At 72.3% G+C, this 16,180-nt stretch carries 13 protein-coding genes; 8 read left to right on the top strand and 5 right to left on the bottom strand.

Annotated features, from left to right (window positions below; all coding sequences use genetic code 11):
* The first annotated feature begins 26 nt into the window (after positions 1 to 26).
* Both rpmF and ACFYU9_RS01140 read left to right on the top strand, forming a co-directional pair.
* Positions 27 to 197, top strand: a complete 171-nt coding sequence (rpmF, locus tag ACFYU9_RS01145; RefSeq protein WP_389209663.1) for a 50S ribosomal protein L32 — start codon at positions 27 to 29, stop codon at positions 195 to 197.
* Positions 198 to 203: 6 nt separating this feature from the next.
* On the top strand, positions 204 to 1,364 hold the full coding sequence (locus ACFYU9_RS01140) for a GTP-binding protein (protein WP_389341189.1): 1,161 nt from the start codon (positions 204 to 206) through the stop codon (positions 1,362 to 1,364).
* A gap of 90 nt (positions 1,365 to 1,454) precedes the next feature.
* Here the strand turns inward: ACFYU9_RS01140 and ACFYU9_RS01135 are convergent, their stop codons facing one another.
* On the bottom strand, positions 1,455 to 2,282 hold the full coding sequence (locus tag ACFYU9_RS01135; RefSeq protein ID WP_389341186.1) for a TrmB family transcriptional regulator: 828 nt from the start codon (positions 2,280 to 2,282) through the stop codon (positions 1,455 to 1,457).
* Positions 2,283 to 2,515: 233 nt separating this feature from the next.
* Here ACFYU9_RS01135 and ACFYU9_RS01130 point away from each other — a divergent pair, with 233 nt between their 5' ends.
* Complete coding sequence (locus ACFYU9_RS01130; RefSeq protein WP_389341183.1) at positions 2,516 to 4,537, top strand: putative Ig domain-containing protein; 2,022 nt, start codon at positions 2,516 to 2,518, stop codon at positions 4,535 to 4,537.
* Positions 4,538 to 4,625: 88 nt separating this feature from the next.
* On the opposite strand, the gene ACFYU9_RS01125 is transcribed toward ACFYU9_RS01130, so the two are convergent.
* The 4 genes from ACFYU9_RS01125 to ACFYU9_RS01110 all read right to left on the bottom strand — a co-directional run bounded on the left by ACFYU9_RS01125 (position 4,626) and on the right by ACFYU9_RS01110 (position 10,309).
* The gene (locus ACFYU9_RS01125) at positions 4,626 to 5,021 is read right to left on the bottom strand and encodes a hypothetical protein (protein WP_389341180.1); all 396 of its coding nucleotides are present in this window, start codon (positions 5,019 to 5,021) and stop codon (positions 4,626 to 4,628) included.
* A 232-nt stretch (positions 5,022 to 5,253) separates the two neighbouring features.
* Positions 5,254 to 5,796, bottom strand: a complete 543-nt coding sequence (locus ACFYU9_RS01120) for a contact-dependent growth inhibition system immunity protein (protein WP_389341177.1) — start codon at positions 5,794 to 5,796, stop codon at positions 5,254 to 5,256.
* Positions 5,797 to 5,953: 157 nt separating this feature from the next.
* Positions 5,954 to 9,358, bottom strand: a complete 3,405-nt coding sequence (locus ACFYU9_RS01115; RefSeq protein ID WP_389341174.1) for a hypothetical protein — start codon at positions 9,356 to 9,358, stop codon at positions 5,954 to 5,956.
* 192 nt (positions 9,359 to 9,550) lie between these two features.
* Entirely contained in the window at positions 9,551 to 10,309 is a 759-nt protein-coding gene (locus ACFYU9_RS01110) for a DeoR/GlpR family DNA-binding transcription regulator (protein ID WP_389209650.1), read from the bottom strand.
* A 49-nt stretch (positions 10,310 to 10,358) separates the two neighbouring features.
* On the opposite strand from ACFYU9_RS01110, the gene ACFYU9_RS01105 reads away from it, so the two are divergent.
* The 5 genes from ACFYU9_RS01105 (at position 10,359) to ACFYU9_RS01085 (ending at position 16,156) form a co-directional block, all read left to right on the top strand.
* The gene (locus ACFYU9_RS01105; RefSeq protein WP_389209648.1) at positions 10,359 to 10,742 is read left to right on the top strand and encodes a DUF4406 domain-containing protein; all 384 of its coding nucleotides are present in this window, start codon (positions 10,359 to 10,361) and stop codon (positions 10,740 to 10,742) included.
* Positions 10,739 to 11,416 (top strand): NUDIX domain-containing protein, encoded by a 678-nt coding sequence (locus ACFYU9_RS01100; RefSeq protein WP_389209646.1) that lies wholly within the window; start codon positions 10,739 to 10,741, stop codon positions 11,414 to 11,416. The genes ACFYU9_RS01105 and ACFYU9_RS01100 overlap by 4 nt, the downstream gene beginning before the upstream one ends.
* 238 nt (positions 11,417 to 11,654) lie before the next feature.
* Positions 11,655 to 12,875, top strand: coding sequence for a metallophosphoesterase (locus ACFYU9_RS01095; RefSeq protein WP_389341171.1), 1,221 nt, complete (start codon positions 11,655 to 11,657; stop codon positions 12,873 to 12,875).
* Between the two features lie 161 nt (positions 12,876 to 13,036).
* Entirely contained in the window at positions 13,037 to 14,056 is a 1,020-nt protein-coding gene (locus tag ACFYU9_RS01090) for an aldo/keto reductase family protein (protein WP_389341168.1), read from the top strand.
* A gap of 246 nt (positions 14,057 to 14,302) precedes the next feature.
* Positions 14,303 to 16,156, top strand: a complete 1,854-nt coding sequence (locus tag ACFYU9_RS01085) for a hypothetical protein (RefSeq protein WP_389341165.1) — start codon at positions 14,303 to 14,305, stop codon at positions 16,154 to 16,156.
* Positions 16,157 to 16,180 lie beyond the last annotated feature (24 nt).

Below are 16,180 nucleotides of genomic sequence, written 5' to 3'. Positions count from 1 at the left end.
CAGCAACCGGACCAAGGAGACCCACCATGGCCGTCCCCAAGCGGAAGATGTCCCGCAGCAACACCCGTCACCGCCGCGCCCAGTGGAAGGCGACCACGTCCCAGCTGGTGCCGGTCACCGTGGACGGCGTCGTCCACCGGGTCCCGCAGCGCCTGGTGAAGGCGTACGAGCGCGGCCTGATCCAGCCGGAGGGCTGAGTACTCGTGACGCCCACCGACCGGCTTCCCGTGACCGTGTTGTCCGGGTTCCTCGGGGCCGGCAAGACCACCCTGCTCAACCACGTGCTCGGGAACCGCGAAGGGCTGCGGGTCGCGGTCGTCGTCAACGACATGAGCGAGGTCAACATCGACGCCGCGCTCGTGCTTGGCGGCGAGGCGGCCCTGTCCCGCACCGAGGAGCGGCTGGTCGAGATGACCAACGGGTGCATCTGCTGCACCCTGCGCGACGACCTGCTGGAGGAGGTCGAACGGCTCGCCCGCGAAGGCCGCTTCGACTACCTGCTCATCGAGTCGAGCGGCATCTCCGAGCCCATGCCCGTAGCCGCCACCTTCTCCTTCCCCCGCGACGACGGAGCCACCCTCGGCGACCTCGCCCGCCTGGACACGATGGTGACCGTCGTGGACGCCGCCGGTTTCCTTCCGGAGCTGGGCGCCGGCGACGAACTCGTCGCGCGCGGCCTGGATCAGTACGAGGACGACGAGCGGACCGTCAGCGATCTCCTCATGGACCAGGTCGAGTTCGCGGACGTCATCGTCCTCAACAAGCTCGACCTCGTCGGACCGGACGAGGCGCGCCGGCTCCGTGCGACGCTGTCCCGGCTCAACCCGGAGGCGCGGATCGTTCCCGCCGTCCGCGGGCAGGCACCTCTCGAACACATCCTGGGGACCGGCCTGTTCGACGTCGAGCGGGCGCAGCAGGCCCCCGGTTGGGTGAAGGAGCTCAACGGCGATCACGTACCGGAGACCGAGGAGTACGGCATCTCCTCACTCGTGTTCCGCTCGGACCTGCCGTTCCATCCCGGGCGTCTGTGGACCTTCGTCACCAAGGGGCTGGACAGCGGCACCTTCGGGCGGGTCCTGCGCTCCAAGGGCTTCTTCCGGCTCGCCAGCCGGCCCCGGGTGACGGGCCTGTGGTCCCAGGCCGGCGCCGTCGCCCGGTTCGAACCGTCCGGCGCCCTGGGCCCGGAGACCACGCAGGGCCAGGAGCTCGTCTTCATCGGCACCGGACTGCGCGCCGCCGCCCTGCGCGCGGCACTGGAAGCCTGCCTGCTGGTGCCGGGCGAGGCCGTTGCCGCCGACGACGACTTCCCCGCCTGGGAGACGTACGGCATCGACGGCGCCTGCGAACACGAACAGGCGGCCTGAGACACACGGCCCCGCACACTCCGGGCCGGACGGTGGTCGCAGCCACGGCACCGTCCGGCCCGGCCCTCTTCGTCGGCTTGGCCCGGCCCTTCAGAGGTGTCCGGGGTGGCTCAGCTCGGGCAGCGCCTCGGCCTGGTCCCAGACCGCCAGGAACGACATCCTCAAACACGCCGCGAGAGCCGGGTGTTCGATGAGCAGGGCCGTGGTGGCGCCGGTACCTGCCATGGGATCCGGCATGTCGCACAGGACCAGTGAGGCATCGGCCACGACCAGCTTCAAGGGAAGCTCCGGCGCGAACCGGGACTCCTCCCCCGCCTCGCGGAAGCGGCGTACGTTCTCCAGCACGTCCGCGTCGTCGAGTGCGTCGTAGGTGTAGACGGCGCGGGCCGTGCCACCCGCCCGGCGCAGCCTGCGGACGGTCGTGATGCCTTCGGCGTTGGCCGCCGGGGCGACGAAGGGCGGTTTGCAGAAGGTGAGCAGCTCGTGTTCCGCCTGCTCCTGGATGCTCGCGAACCGCTCGGCGATCGCCTTGGGGTCGCGCAGTACCTCGATGTAGTCGAGCGGGTCGGTGTGGGCCTGTCCGGCGGTCCAGATCGGATTCAGCGCCGCGGCCAGGGCGGCCGAGGCCTGGTCCAGCCGCTCCAGCGACTCTCTCTGAAGGGCCATCAGCCGTGTGAGGGCCAGCTCGGGTGACACGGCCGAGAACCCCGCTACCCGTCCGGGACGCGGGATGGCGAGGTGCCTTCGCACCAGCGCGTCGAGTACGTCGTAGACCCGCTGGCGAGGGACTTGCGCGGCGCGCGCCACCTCCGCCGCGGTGTGCGACTCCCTCGTCACCAACGCGAGGTAGACCCGTGCCTCGTAGCGCGAAAGGCCCAGCGAGACAAGGTTGTTGACCGCACCGTCGTCCGACTCCATGGCAGCACACGGTATACCCGTAGATCACTGACGGAGAGCAATCCTTTGCTTTTCGCGGGTATCCCCTTGGGCCTCTTCTCACTACGTTCTGCGGTGGCCACCACTGCATGTGGTGACAGCCGGATCAATGGACCAGTGCCACTCGAAGTCCGAGGCATCCCCGCACACGAAGACATGTCATGAACCTGTCATTCCGTGTGCCCGCAAACCCACGCCGCGGACCCGAACCCCCCATGGAGGGCAGTTCATTGCAAGCGAAACCCACCAGCCGCGCCGGAAGACTGACGCGCCGCGCCGTGACGTCCGTGATCGGAGCCGCGGCCCTGATATCCGGCGGCCTGCTCGCCGCCGCCTCCCCGTCCGCGGCCTCGACGGCTCCCCCCACGCCCGCCCCCTCCGCCGTGCACACCCAGCGGCTCTGCTCCGAGCCGACGAAGCACGGCTTCATGGCCTGCCACGCGCTGGCCCGCACCGACCTCAAGCAGCAGCTCAGCCTCGCCCCCAACCTGACCCCGTCCGGCTATGGACCCACCGACCTGCAGAGCGCGTACGCCCTGCCCGCCTCGGCCGGCGCCGGCGCGACGGTCGCCATCATCGACGCCTACGACGACCCGAGCGCCGAGTCCGACCTGGCGACGTACCGCTCCCAGTACGGTCTGCCGGCCTGCACCACGGCCAACGGCTGCTTCAAGAAGGTCGACCAGAACGGCGGCACCAACTACCCGACCGCCGACTCCGGTTGGGCCGGCGAGATCTCCCTCGACGTGGACATGGTCAGCGCCGTCTGCCCGTCGTGCCACATCCTGCTCGTCGAGGCGAACCAGCCGTCCATGGCCGACCTGGGCACCGCCGTCAACCGCGCCGTGACGATGGGGGCGAAGTACGTCTCCAACAGCTACGGCGGCGGCGAGGACTCCACCGACCCGAGTTCCGACGCCTCGTACTTCAACCACCCGGGCGTCGCGATCACCGTCAGCTCCGGTGACAGCGGATACGGAGTCGAGTACCCGGCGGCCTCCCAGTACGTCACCTCCGTCGGCGGCACCTCACTGACGCGCGCGAGCGGCACCCCGCGCGGCTGGTCCGAATCCGTCTGGGGCAGCAGCGCCGGCGGCAACGGCGCGGGCTCCGGCTGCTCCACCTACACCACCAAGCCGTCCTGGCAGCACGACACCGGCTGCGCCAAGCGCACCGTCTCCGACGTCTCCGCCGTCGCCGACCCGGCCACCGGCCTCGCCGTCTACGACAGCTACCAGGCGAGCGGCTGGAACGTCTACGGCGGAACCAGCGCCTCCGCGCCGATCATCGCCGCCGTCTACGCCCTGGCCGGAACCCCGGCCGCGGGCAGCTACCCGTCGTCCTTCCCGTACGCCCACACCGCCTCGCTCAACGACGTGACCAGCGGCGCCAACGGCTCCTGCGGCAGCAGCTACCTCTGCACCGCCAAGGCCGGCTACGACGGCCCGACCGGTCTCGGCACGCCCAACGGCACCGCGGCGTTCACCGGCGGCTCCACCGGCGGGAACACCGTCACGGTGACCACCCCCGGCAACCAGTCCACCGCCGTCAACACCGCCGCCTCCCTGCAGATCCAGGCCACCGACTCCGCCGGCGGCGAGACCCTCTCCTACAGCGCCATCGGACTCCCGGCGGGCCTGTCGATCAACACCTCGACCGGCCTGATCAGCGGCACCCCGACCACCGCGGGCACCTACAACGTGACGGTCACGGCCAAGGACACCACCAACGCCGCCGGCAGCGCCTCGTTCACCTGGACCGTCACCCCGGCCGGCGGCGGCTGCCCCGCCACCCAGCTCCTGGGCAACCCCGGCTTCGAAACCGGCAGCGCCAGCCCCTGGACCGCCACCGCCGGCGTCGTCGACAACGGCAGCGGCGAGGCCGCGCACTCCGGCTCCTGGAAGGCATGGCTCAACGGCTACGGCTCCAGCCACACCGACTCGCTGTCCCAGACGGTGACGATCCCGGCCGGCTGCCACGCCACCCTCACCTACTACCTGCACGTCGACACGGCGGAGACGACCACCTCGACCGCCTACGACAAGCTGACGGTCCAGGCCAACTCCACCACCCTGGCCTCGTACTCCAACCTCAACACGAACACCGGCTACGCGCAGAAGTCCTTCGACCTGTCCTCCTTCGCGGGCCAGACCGTGACCATCAAGTTCAACGGCACCGAGGACTCCAGCCTGCAGACCTCGTTCGTGATCGACGACACCGCGGTCAGCACCAGCTGACCCGCGCATGACCCGCACATGACCCGCACATGAAGTGGACGGGCCCGGACCGCAGGCATCGGTCCGGGCCCGTCCGGCCATGAGGCGTTCAGCGGACCACCACGGTGACCTGCCAGGCCACCACCGCCAGGCAGCGCACCCCGCTGCGCTGAGGAGTCGACGAACACGCCGGGAACGAGGACGCCAGAACCGCCGTACCCGCCGAAACACCCCGGAAGACATGGTCCGAGACCTCGGCCAACGCCGCGCCCGACACGGTCACGGGTTCGGCGGGCGTCCCCGGCAGCGACACCCGGACCGTACCCTGCCGCCCCAGGCAGACCCGATGCCCGTTGTCCGCCGCCGTCACGGTCACCTCGGTGCCGCCCACCGCCGTGGCCGTCCCACAGTCGACGCCGACGGGCACCGGGACCGTATCCACCGGTCCCGTCCCGGAGGTCCCGGCGCCCGAGCCGCAACCGGCCGCGAACAGCAGTGCCGTCACGACCATTCCCGCCCGTACCCGCATCCCACGACCTCCCCACACCTCGGCAGCACGCAGGGCTGGGACGTGTCCACCGCCCTCCAGGTTCCATCGAACTCCGCCTGCCGCGGGTCGAAGGACGGCAAGGGTCGTGGAACCGCACGCGCAGTCCGACGCGACACAGGGCAGGATCGTCGCCCGCGTGCAGGCCGCTCCGGCGCGCCCGAAGACGCTCGTGCGGCCCGGGGAGCGGTCAGCCTCGCAGTCGTGCGGCGAGCATGGCGAGCCAGGCGCCGGGGGTGTACGGCACCGGGGGCTCGACCTCCGCGCCGAGCGTCACCAGCGCCAGGGCCAGGCCGTCCTCGGGGAGGCCGAGGGCGAGGAGGTCGTGCAGTTCCCCCGTCAGCTGGGCGGCCAGGCCGGGATCGGTGCCCTCCAGATAGTCGGCGAGCGCGGACTCGTGGTCGCCGAACTCCGCAGGCATGTCCTGCGTGAACCAGCCGCCGAGCAGTTGCGCCAGCTCGGGGAAGCGGGCCCGCCACTCCCAGGGCGTCGCGGGCGGGCCGGGCGGCGGCGCCTGGCCGGTCGCCAGGCTCTCGTCGAGCCGGTCGGCGAGGCCCACGAGCCAGTCCCGGACCTCCTCGGGCGGCAGCCCCAGGTCGGGCAGCCGGTAGTACTCGCCCAGCCGCAGCCGGAGCCGCCCGGGCGGGGTGTCCGCCAAGGTGCGCAGCTGCTCGGCGGCGACGGCGATGGCCCACGGCCGGGTGCGCCACGTCTGCCGCAGATAACCCGCCACCGCCTCGGGCGCGCGCGGACCGACGCCCAGGGCGGGTGCGTCACCGGCTCGTCCAGCCGTGGCGAGGACGCCATCGGCGGGCCATGACCGTCACCAGCAGGTTCGGCGTGAGCACGAGTGGCGGACCGCAGGCCGCCATGGCCGTTGCCGTGGACGTCTACTTCCCGGTGCCGCTCATCGGGACCGGCTCCATGGGATTGCCGGGATCGGTGGTGGTGAGGTGGAAGACCGCCGTGGCGATCCCGGTCGTGGTGGGCTGGAAGCGCATGGTGATGTCCTGCTCCTGGCCGGGCTGCAGGGTGAACGGGAAGCCGGGGCCACCGCCGGCGAGGGAGAAGGCCGTGCTGCCCGAGGCCCGCAGGAAGCCGGTCACCAGGAGCGGTGCCGAACCCGCGTTGAACACCTTGGCCACCAGGTCGGCCGAGCTGCCCACCGCCACCTTGGCGAAGCCGAGGTTGGCGACGACGGCCACCCGGGGGGTCACTGAGGGGACCAGTTCGAAGACGCTGCGGCCGTTCGTGCCGACGCGCAGCAGCGACGGCGTGCGCGACCAGTCCAGGGCGAGCGACATGCACGGAGCCGTGGGCAGTCCCGCGCCGAGCACGCGCCAGGTCGCGCCGTCGTCGGTGCTGAACAGCACGCCGGTCTCGTTGCCGCAGATGAGCGCCGGCGGCACGGCGGGGATGCCGTGGACGGTCCACGCCAGCCCGTCGGCGGAGGTGACCACGGTCCCGGAGTCGCCGACGGCGATGAACTTCGAGCCCGTCCAGACGATCGCGTTGAGCCGGCGGTCCGATCCCGTCGCCTGAAGTGCCCAGGTGATCCCGTCCGAAGACGTGACCACCTCGCCGGTGTTGACCACGCCGACGAAGCGCACGCCGGACCACGCGACCTGGTTGATCTCGTTGGCGGTCGGCGACACGCGCGCCGTCCAGGTGCTGCCGTCCGGCGAGGTCAGGATGGTGCCGATGCCGGTGGCCACGTACTGCGTGCCCGACCAGAGGACGGAGACGAGGTTGGCCGCCGTCGGGGTCGTGTGCGCGGTCCAGGTGAGGCCGTCCGGCGAGGTGATCACGGTTCCCGAATATCCGACAGCGACGAACTGGCCATTGGCCCAGGTGACGGCGAGCAGCGCCTGGGGGGAGACGTTGTCGACCAGCGTCCAGGTGACGCCGTCCGTGGAGCGGTAGACCGCACCGTACGACGCCGAGGTGACCACCAGCACCGAGCCGGACCAGGCCACGCCCTGCAGCGCCTCCCAGGACGGTCCCGCCTTGCGTGTGGTCCAGGTGATCCCGTCCGGCGAGGTGAGGATGGTGCCGCCCAGACCGGCGACGACGAACTGGGAGCCCGTCCAGACCACGTCGGCCAGCGTGTCGTAGGCGTCCGTGATCTGTGTCGTCCAGGTGATCCCGTCGGTCGAGGTCATGGCGGAGTCGCCGACCGCGACGATCAGGCTTCCGGACGTGGTGATGCCCATCATGCCGATCGACGAGCCCGGGTCCATGGCCACGCTGTGGACCGGCAGGTCGGGCAGGTTGGTGGCCGCGGGCCCGCCGTCGGTGCCGCTGGCGTCCACCCAGGTCGTCCCGTTGTCGGTGGTCAGGTAGACGTGCTGGCTGCGGCTGGGCGGCGCGATCACCGAGGTGCCCCAGAGGCCCGCCATCACGCGCTGCGGGTTGTAGGGGTGGACCGCGATGCTCGTGACGCCGCGTCCCGGCAGCCCGGTCGAGTACGAATTCCACGTCGACCCGGCGCCCATCAGCGCGTTGTCGGTCCGCCACACCGAGCCGTCGATCAGTCCCGCCCACACGCTGTTGCCGCCGCTGCCGTACACGGGTGCGATGCTGAGGATGCCCGCGGGGAAGGTGTGGATGGTGGCGAAGCTCGCACCGTGGTCGGTGCTCTGCAGCAGCTGCGTGCCCCAGTCGTGCAGCGGCCCGCCGGCGACGTACACCCTGCTGCCGTCGCGGGGATCGATGGCGATGGCGTTGACACCCGGCGTGATGCCCGCCGCGCCGCCGGACCACGTCACGCCGCCGTCGGTGCTGCGGAAAAAGGTGTTGTTGAGGGTGGCGAAGAGGGAGAGTGGTGCGTAAGGGTCGACAGCTACCCAGCCGCCGTCGCCGCCCAGCCGGGGAACCCAGTCGTTGCCGGACATGCCGGGCGCGCGCTGCGCGGTGCCGTTGTCCTGCGAGCCGGCGTAGCTGTAGCCGTTGTTCACCGCCGAATGCCGGCCGATGTCGAGGCCGCCCGTGCCGACGAGGATGGTGGCGACGCCCTCGTTGAGGTTCGTCCAGTTGGCGCCGCCGTCGCCGCTGACCGCGGTGCCGCCGTCGGTGCCGACGTACAGGCGGGTGGGCGCCGTGCCCCAATGCGGCTTGGGGCTGAAGGTGATGGCGTGGTGGTCGACGTGCACCTTGCCCCCGGTCAGGGTTCCCGTGGCGAAGCTGTCGCCGCCGTCGGTGGACAGGTGCAGGTCCTGGAAGCCGAGGTAGAGCCGCGTGGCGTCCTGCGGGTCGACGCCGATGGTCTGGTCGAAGCCCATCTGTCCGCCGGTGGCGGCCGCCGCGGCGGCGGGCTTGAGCGTCCAGTTGTTGCCGCCGCTCTTCGATTTGTACAGCCCCACCCAGGTGCTCGGCGGCGTGGATGCCGTGGCGTAGAGGGTGTTGTGGTTGGGCTGTGTCGACTGCGCCATCGTGATGGTCTGGTAGGTACCGGCAGCCGGCGCGCCCGGGTTGGCGAACAGGTTGGTGGGAAAGGTGGCGCCGGCGTCCGTGGACTTGAGGATGCCCAGGCCCCGCATGCACGCGTACACCGTGTTCGGCGTCGTGGTGTCGAGGTGCAGGTCCGTCAGCGGGCCGCCCAGGATGGGCGCGTTGTTGTTGTAGCTGCCCGCGTTGCTGCCGAAGTTGTCGCCGTCGTTGACGGAGCGGTACACCCCGCGGACGAAGGTGCCCACCAGGACCACGCCCGGGGCGGGGATGACGATGCGCACCACGTCGGCGTTCAGCATGGCGGAACCGCCGATCGTGCTCCAGGTCTCGCCGCCGTCGACCGAGCGGAACAGCGAGGGGCCGAGCCAGAAGACGCCGCCGGCGTACACGATGTCGGGATTGCCGGGGTCGAGTGCCACCGCGCCCATCTGGTTCCACGGCAGACGGTCGGTCTTCGGCGCCCAGGTGGCGCCGCCGTCCAGGCTCTTCCAGATGCCCCCGAGGGTGGCGGCGTAGAGGGTCTGGTCGCTGCCGCCGCGCGGGTCGACGGCGATGTCGTACACGCGTCCCGCCACCGGGGCGGGGCCGCCGCCGAGGTTCTGGCGGATCGGTGCCGGTCCCACCTGCTGCCACTGCGCCGCTACCAGCGGACCGCTGCCGGCGCCGCCACCACCGAAGCCGGCGACGCGCAGGCGCATGGCGTCGCGCTCCAGCCCCTCGCTCTGCCGCAGTGCCTCCAGCCATGCCTCACGGTCGAGGACCCCGTCCGCCCTTGCCCGCGCCAGCCGTCGTGCCTCGTGCAGTCGTTCCCTGACGGCGATCTCGATGGCCGCATGCTGAGTCATGACCTGCCCTCCGCCGTTCTCGCCCGAATCCGTGTGGCCGAGGGCATCAAGTACCGTCCGCCACGACGGTCCCTACCATCCAGCCTGGCGCCTGGAAGAGAGGGCCGCCACCGGGGCGCGAGGGTTCGGGTGTTCGGCCGCGAGGGCGGCCCGGCGGGCCGAGGCGTAACTCCTGCGCGCGCTGCGCGGGGGTCAGTCGGCCGCCAGGATCTCCACGCCGTGCGCGGTGAGTTGATCGAGGACAGGGTGGCGGGGGTCGGCGTCGGTGATCAGTCCGCTGACGTCCTGCCAGGGCAGGACGCGGAACCGGGAGGCGGCGCCGATCTTCTCGGACGAGGCGAGGATGTAGGTGTCGGCGGCTCGTGCGGCCAGGGCGCGTTTCATCGCGGCCTCGTCGGCGTCGCCGGTGGTCAGACCCGCTTGCGGGTGGACGCCGGTGACACCGAGCAGGCACAGGTCGGCCGAGACGTTCTGGGCGGCCTCGACCGCTGCGGCGCCGCAGGTGACCGCCGAGTGCTTGAACAGGCGACCGCCGAGGAGGAAGACCTCGGCCCGGGGGTGGTCGAGCAGAGCGGCCGCGACGGTCGGGCTGTGAGTGATCACGGTGCAGTCCAGGTCCGGCGAGAGGGCGTGGGCGACGCCGAGCGCCGTGGTGCCGCCGTCCAGGATGAGGGCGCTGCCGGGCCGTACGAGCGCGGCGGCGACCGCGGCGACTTTCCGCTTGCCGTCGGGGGTGACGGATTGCCGGGCCGCGTAGTCCGCGAGGGCCGGGGAGACGGGCAGGGCTCCGCCGTAGACCCGCTGGCACAGTCCTTCGGCGGCCAGGTCGCGCAGGTCTCGGCGCACGCTGTCCTCGGAGATGCCCAGGTCCGCGGCGACGTCCTTCGCGACGATCTTGCCCTCGCGGGCGAGCAGGGCCAGCAGGTGGTCGCGTCGCTCAGCAGCCAGCATCCGTATTCTCTCCTGTTCTTGCACGTTTCCGCGTGTATCGTAGCGCGCCATGACCGAGAAGCCCATGCTCATCCTCATCGCCGGGCCCTATCGCTCCGGCACCGGCGGCGACCCCCAGGCCATGGCCGCCAACCTCGCCCGCCTCGAAGCCGCGGCCTGGCCGGTGTTCGCCGCCGGCCACGTTCCCGTGATCGGTGAGTGGGTCGCCCTGCCCGTCCTGCACTCGGCCGGCGCGGGCCCCACAGACCCCCTCGCCGACCAGGTCCTCTACCCGACCGCCCAGCGCCTGCTCGCGCACTGCGACGCCGTGCTCCGCCTCCCCGGCGACTCCACCGGGGCCGATCAGGACGTCGCCACCGCCCGCCGCCGCGGCCTGCCCGTCTACCACGACGTGCACGAGATCCCCCGCCTCACCCCGCAGGAGAGCGCATGAACACCCGCCCCGGCATCGACGCCCCCGACCACCGCGGCCGCACCTGCCTCGACCACGCCGGCCGGGACCTGGACCGCAACCCCGACGTCGTCGTCCGCGACGTGGAGCTCACCTCCCAGGGCTGGCACGTCCTGCGCCGCACCACCTTCGACTACCGGCGCCGCGACGGACGGTGGACCACCCAGCAGCGCGAGACGTACGACCGCGGCAACGGCGCGGTCGTCCTGCCGTACGACGCCGAGCGCGGCCGCGTCCTGCTCACCCGCCAGTTCCGCTACCCGGCCTACGTCAACGACCACCCGGACGGCATGCTCATCGAGGCCGCGGCCGGACTGCTCGACGGCGACGACCCGCTCGCCGCCGTCCGGCGCGAGAGCGCCGAGGAACTCGGCGTCACGCTCGGCCCGCTCACCCACGTCCTCGACGCCTACATGAGCCCCGGCTCCGTCACCGAGCGCCTGCACTTCTACGCCGCCCCCTACACCCCGGCCGACCGCACCGGAAACGGCGGCGGACTCGAGGAGGACGGCGAGGACATCGAGGTGCTCGAACTGCCCTTCACCGACGCCCTCGCCATGATCCGCGACGGACGCATCACCGACGGCAAGACCATCCTGCTGCTGCAATGGGCAGCCCTGGACGGGCCCTTCGCCGCCAGGGCGGGCGCCCGCTGACACCGCAGCCCCGGCCCGCCGCGCCCGGAAACGACCGAAACGCCCGCGAGATTCACGCCTCCGCACGCGCGCCCGGGGACCCGACCTCGGTCCCGGGCGGAAGCACCACCGCCACGACCCTGACCGGCGTCGTCGGTCCGTCCGCGCCGGAGCCCCGGCCGCGGCGAACGGCGGTCCCTCCCGCCCGGAGGCGACCGGATACAGTGCGCGAAACGGCAGCCCGGTCAGGAGGGACAGCGTGAGCGCCAGCAGCAACACCCGGCCCGCCGAGGGGGGAGCGCGAGCGCCGCGGCCCGGCCGGCTGCACCGCCTGATGCGCTACATCCCGCTGATCGCCCCCGTCCTGCTGTGGGCCGTGCCCTGCTGGGTGCTCCTCTACACCGGCCAGCACTGGCCGTCGCCCGTCACGCCGGCCGGCACCGCCCTGTTCGGCGTCGGCCTCATCGGTATGCCGCTCGCGATGGTGCGCGGCCACGGCCGGCGCCAGCAGGACTGGGCGGCGATCACCGGTGACACCCTGCTGGGCGCCGGCTGGGTCCTGTTCACCTGGTCCGTTCTGCTCGGCGTCCTCCTGCGGCTCGCCCTGACCGTGGCCGGCGTCGGCGAGGGCCAGGACCGGGCGCGAATCGTCACGTGGGCCGTCCTCGGCGTCACCGCCGTGCTGCTCGCCTGGGGGTACGCCGCGGCCCGGCGCGTGCCACGGGTACGCCGGCTCGACGTGCGACTCCCGCGACTGGGTGCCGGGTTGGACGGCCTCCGCGTCGTCCTCGTCACCGACACCCACTACGGACCGCTCGACCGCGCTCGCTGGTCGGCGCGCGTCTGCGAGACGGTGAACACGCTGGAAGCCGACCTGGTCTGCCACACCGGAGACATCGCGGACGGCACGGCCGAACGCCGCCGCGCCCAGGCCGCCCCGCTCGGGACCGTGCGGGCCACCCGGGCCCGTGTCTACGTCACCGGCAACCACGAGTACTACAGCGAGGCCCAGGGCTGGGTCGACCTGATGGACGAGCTGGGCTGGGAGCCGCTGCGCAACCGCCATCTGCTGCTCGAACGCGGAGGCGACACGCTCGTGGTCGCCGGCGTGGACGACGTCACCGCCGAGTCCTCCGGCCTGTCGGGCCACCGCGCCCACCTCGCCGGAGCCCTGAACGGCGCCGACCCCGACCTGCCCGTCCTGCTCCTGGCGCACCAGCCCACGTTCGTCGACCGGGCGGCAGCGGCCGGCATCGACCTCCAGCTCTCCGGCCACACCCACGGCGGCCAGATCTGGCCCTTCCACCACCTCGTCCGCCTCGACCAGCCCGCCCTCGCCGGCCTCAGCCACCACGGCCCCCGCACCCTCCTCTACACCAGCCGCGGCACCGGCTTCTGGGGCCCGCCGTTCCGTGTCTTCGCCCCCAGCGAGATCACCCTGCTGGTGCTCCGCTCCCCGCACCCGCCCACTTCGCCGTAAGCACCGGACGGCCCCCGCACACATCCGGAGCCCGCCCACCTCGCCGCGGCACCGGACGGGCGAACGCATCCGTACCCCGCCCACCTCGCCGTGGCGCGGCGGGGACGGGCGCCGGAAAATTCCGCTCGGCCGGAGCGGGTGCGGGCATAGGGTGCGCGATCATGGAGCATCGTCAACTCGGCCGCAGCGGCCTGCAGATAAGCGAAGTCACCTACGGAAACTGGCTCACCCACGGCGAGACCGTCGCCGAGGGCAACGCCCTGGCCTGTGTGCAGGCCGCACTCGACGCGGGGATCACCACCTTCGACACCGCCGACGTCTACGCGCTCGGCGCCGCCGAGGAACTGCTCGGCAGGGCCCTGGCCGGCGTCCGCCGTTCCTCGCTGGAGATCACGACCAAGGTCTGCCTGCCCACCGGCGACGGACCCAACGACCAGGGCCTGTCCCGCAAGCACATCATGGAGTCCTGCCACGCCTCCCTGCGTCGCCTCGGCACGGACTACGTCGACCTCTACCAGGCGCACCGCTTCGACGAGCGGGTCCCGCTGGAGGAGACGCTGATCGCGTTCGACGACCTGGTCCGCCAGGGCAAGGTCCTCTACCTCGGCGTCTCCGAATGGACCGCGCCGCAGATCGCTTCCGCGCTGGAGCTGGCCGGCCAGCTGGGCCTGCGCAGCCGCATCGTCGCCAACCAGCCGCAGTACAACATGCTGTGGCGGGTCATCGAGCCCGAGGTCCTCCCCCTGTGCCGGCGCGAGGGCATCGGCCAGTTCGTCTTCCAGCCGCTCGCCCAGGGCGTCCTCACCGGCAAGTACCTCCCCGGCGAGCAGCCCCCGCCCGGCTCCCGGGCCACGGCCGGCGGGCGGGCTCCGCGCTTCATCGGCCGCGTGCTCGGCCAGGAGCTGCTCACCCGCGTCCAGGCCCTGCGCCCGCTCGCCGAACAGGCGGGCCTGACGATGGCACAACTGGCGGTCGCCTGGACCCTCAACCAGGACGGCGTCTCCTCCGCGATCATCGGCGCCACGCGCCCCGAGCAGGTCAAGGAGAACGCCGCGGCGGCGGGCGTCAGGCTCGACGCCGAGCTGCTGGCAGCGGTGGACCGGGTCCTCGGCACGCTGGTGGACCGCGACCCGTCGAAGACCGCCCGGCTGATGGACGTCGACCCGGCCTGGCAGGGCTAGGGCCTGTGCGGCGGATCAGGGTCCCCCCGGCCATGATCCGCCGGACAGGCCCCAGGCCGACGGACCGGGGCCGCCGGGTGGCGACGCGGCGGCCCGGGTCTCCGACGACTGCCACCCACCCGCACACTGCGCACTCCGGTCGGTTCCGGCCTCAATTACGGTCTGTTCAGGCCAAGTTGCCGACTGCCCTTCGCCTTCGTGGCATACCTGCGAGTCCGGAGGCACCTACGGGGGAGGATCACGCGCGTGAGCGATGGGGCCGTGAACACCGACGCGAGCGGGACCGGCGCGCAGTGGGCCGAACGGCTCTTCGCGGGCGAGGAGCGCTGGGGCTGGGAGTACGCGGAGCCGCCGGCGCCGGTCCCCCACCACCTGGCGGACAGCCCGCCGGTCTGGGTGGAACCTCCTGGTGCGGATGCGCGGCCCCAGGGCCGGGGGAAGAAGTCGGGCAACTGGACCGGGTGCGCGTACGGGCTCGTCGTGGGCATCGGGATCTACCTGGCCTTGCGGTACGGCATCCTCGCGCTGGTCCTCCTCCTGGCCGTCGTCCTGGCACCGGTGGCAGGCAACGCCCTGGCCCGTCGCGCGGCCCGGCGTCACCGCCAGAGGTTGTGGGGTGAGCACCAGGAGAGGGTCGCCCACTGGCAGGGTCTCCTGGCCGCGCACGAGGCCGAGGAGCGGAGACGAGTAGCGGAGGCCGCCGTCTGGTTTCCGGTGCGTCTGGCGTCGCAGCCGAGCCGCGTGGACGTGTTCGGCGGCACGGGGAACGGCTGGGCGAGCCTGCTGGCGACCGTCGGCGGCCCGCTGCTCGCCACGGGTCCCCTGCTCGTCATGGACTTCAGCCAGCAGTCCGTCGCGCTGGAACTCGCGGCGCTGGCCGCCCACCGCGAGGTCGAGGTGAGCCACGTTCCCCTCCCCTCGGGCTTCGTGGCAGCGGACCTGCTGCACGGCTTCACTCCCGAGGAGCTCGCCGAGTGCCTTGCCGAGGCGCTGCAGTCGATGCGCCCGGAAGGCTCGGAGATCGACCTGCACTCCATCGACGCCGACCTGATCGGGACGGCCGCCCGTGCCCTCGAAGCGCCGGTGACCTACGCGCGGCTCGCCGCCGGTCTTCGCGTCCTGCTGCGCACCTACGAACCGGGCACGGACGCGGAGCCCCTCTCCGCGCGGGAAGTCGAGGCGCTCTCCCGAGCCGTCGACCGCGTGGGCCGGGGCGAGCGCGTCCAGAACGAGCTGCGCTACGTCCACGGCCAGATGGAACTCATGGCCAAGGCTCCTGCGCAGCCGGCGCCCCACCCGGGGCCCGCCGAGCTGTGGCAGCCGGGCCGGCTCACCGTCCTCGCCACGGACGACGTCATCGACCGCCGCAAGGACCTGACCGACCGCATCGTCTTCTTCCAGTTCCTGCACCACGTCCGGCAGCGCCGGCTCACCCCCGGCGCCGGCATGCTGGTGATCGCCGGGGCCGAACGGCTGGGCCGCGCCGCGCTCGAGTCCATGGCCCGCCAGGCGCGTGCGGCCGGAATCCGGCTGACCCTGCTGTTCGAGCACCTGCGCGAGGACACGGTGCGGCTCGTCGGCGGCTCGGACAGCGCCACGGTCTTCATGCGGATCGGCAACGGGAACGAGGCCCGCGACGCCGCCCGGTTCATCGGGCAGGACCACAGGTTCGTCGTCCACCAGCTGACCAGACAGGTCGGGGAGACCTTCGCCGAGGGCCGGGGCAGCAGCTACGGCGAGCAGGACGGCAAATCCGTCTCCGAGGGCTCCGGCAAGGGCAGGTTCGTCGCCGGCGACGGACTGTTCACCACCGTGTCGGGGCGCGGCCGGGCGACCTCGCGCTCCTTCACCACCTCCCTCTCACGGAGCTGGCAGGAGACGGCGAACACCTCGACGGCCCGGTCCACCACCCATGGCGAGAGCCTGTCCCGGGTCTACGAGTTCACCGTGGAGCCCACCCAGCTGCAGGCTCTTCCCGCGACCGGCCTGGTCGTGGTCGAGGCCGGGCCGCACGGGCGGCGCACGGTGTTCGCCGACTGCAATCCCGGGATCGCCGGTCTGCCCCGGCTCTCCCCGGTGCCCCGGCCGGCCCTGCCGTGACAGGGCGTGCGCCCCTGGTCAGGA

This window comes from Streptomyces sp. NPDC004327 (assembly GCF_042873935.1).
Taxonomy (GTDB): domain Bacteria; phylum Actinomycetota; class Actinomycetes; order Streptomycetales; family Streptomycetaceae; genus Streptomyces.
This window is presented reverse-complemented; position numbering and strand designations above follow the sequence as displayed.

Bases quoted from the DNA above. Each gene is read 5' to 3' on its own strand.
- ACFYU9_RS01130 (WP_389341183.1), top strand. From the start codon at position 2,516: ATGGAGGGCAGTTCATTGCAAGCGAAACCCACCAGCCGCGCCGGAAGA.
- ACFYU9_RS01100 (WP_389209646.1), top strand. From the start codon at position 10,739: ATGAACACCCGCCCCGGCATCGACGCCCCCGACCACCGCGGCCGCACC.
- ACFYU9_RS01090 (WP_389341168.1), top strand. From the start codon at position 13,037: ATGGAGCATCGTCAACTCGGCCGCAGCGGCCTGCAGATAAGCGAAGTC.
- ACFYU9_RS01105 (WP_389209648.1), top strand. From the start codon at position 10,359: ATGACCGAGAAGCCCATGCTCATCCTCATCGCCGGGCCCTATCGCTCC.
- ACFYU9_RS01135 (WP_389341186.1), bottom strand. From the start codon at position 2,282: ATGGAGTCGGACGACGGTGCGGTCAACAACCTTGTCTCGCTGGGCCTT.
- rpmF (WP_389209663.1), top strand. From the start codon at position 27: ATGGCCGTCCCCAAGCGGAAGATGTCCCGCAGCAACACCCGTCACCGC.
- ACFYU9_RS01110 (WP_389209650.1), bottom strand. From the start codon at position 10,309: ATGCTGGCTGCTGAGCGACGCGACCACCTGCTGGCCCTGCTCGCCCGC.
- ACFYU9_RS01115 (WP_389341174.1), bottom strand. From the start codon at position 9,358: ATGACTCAGCATGCGGCCATCGAGATCGCCGTCAGGGAACGACTGCAC.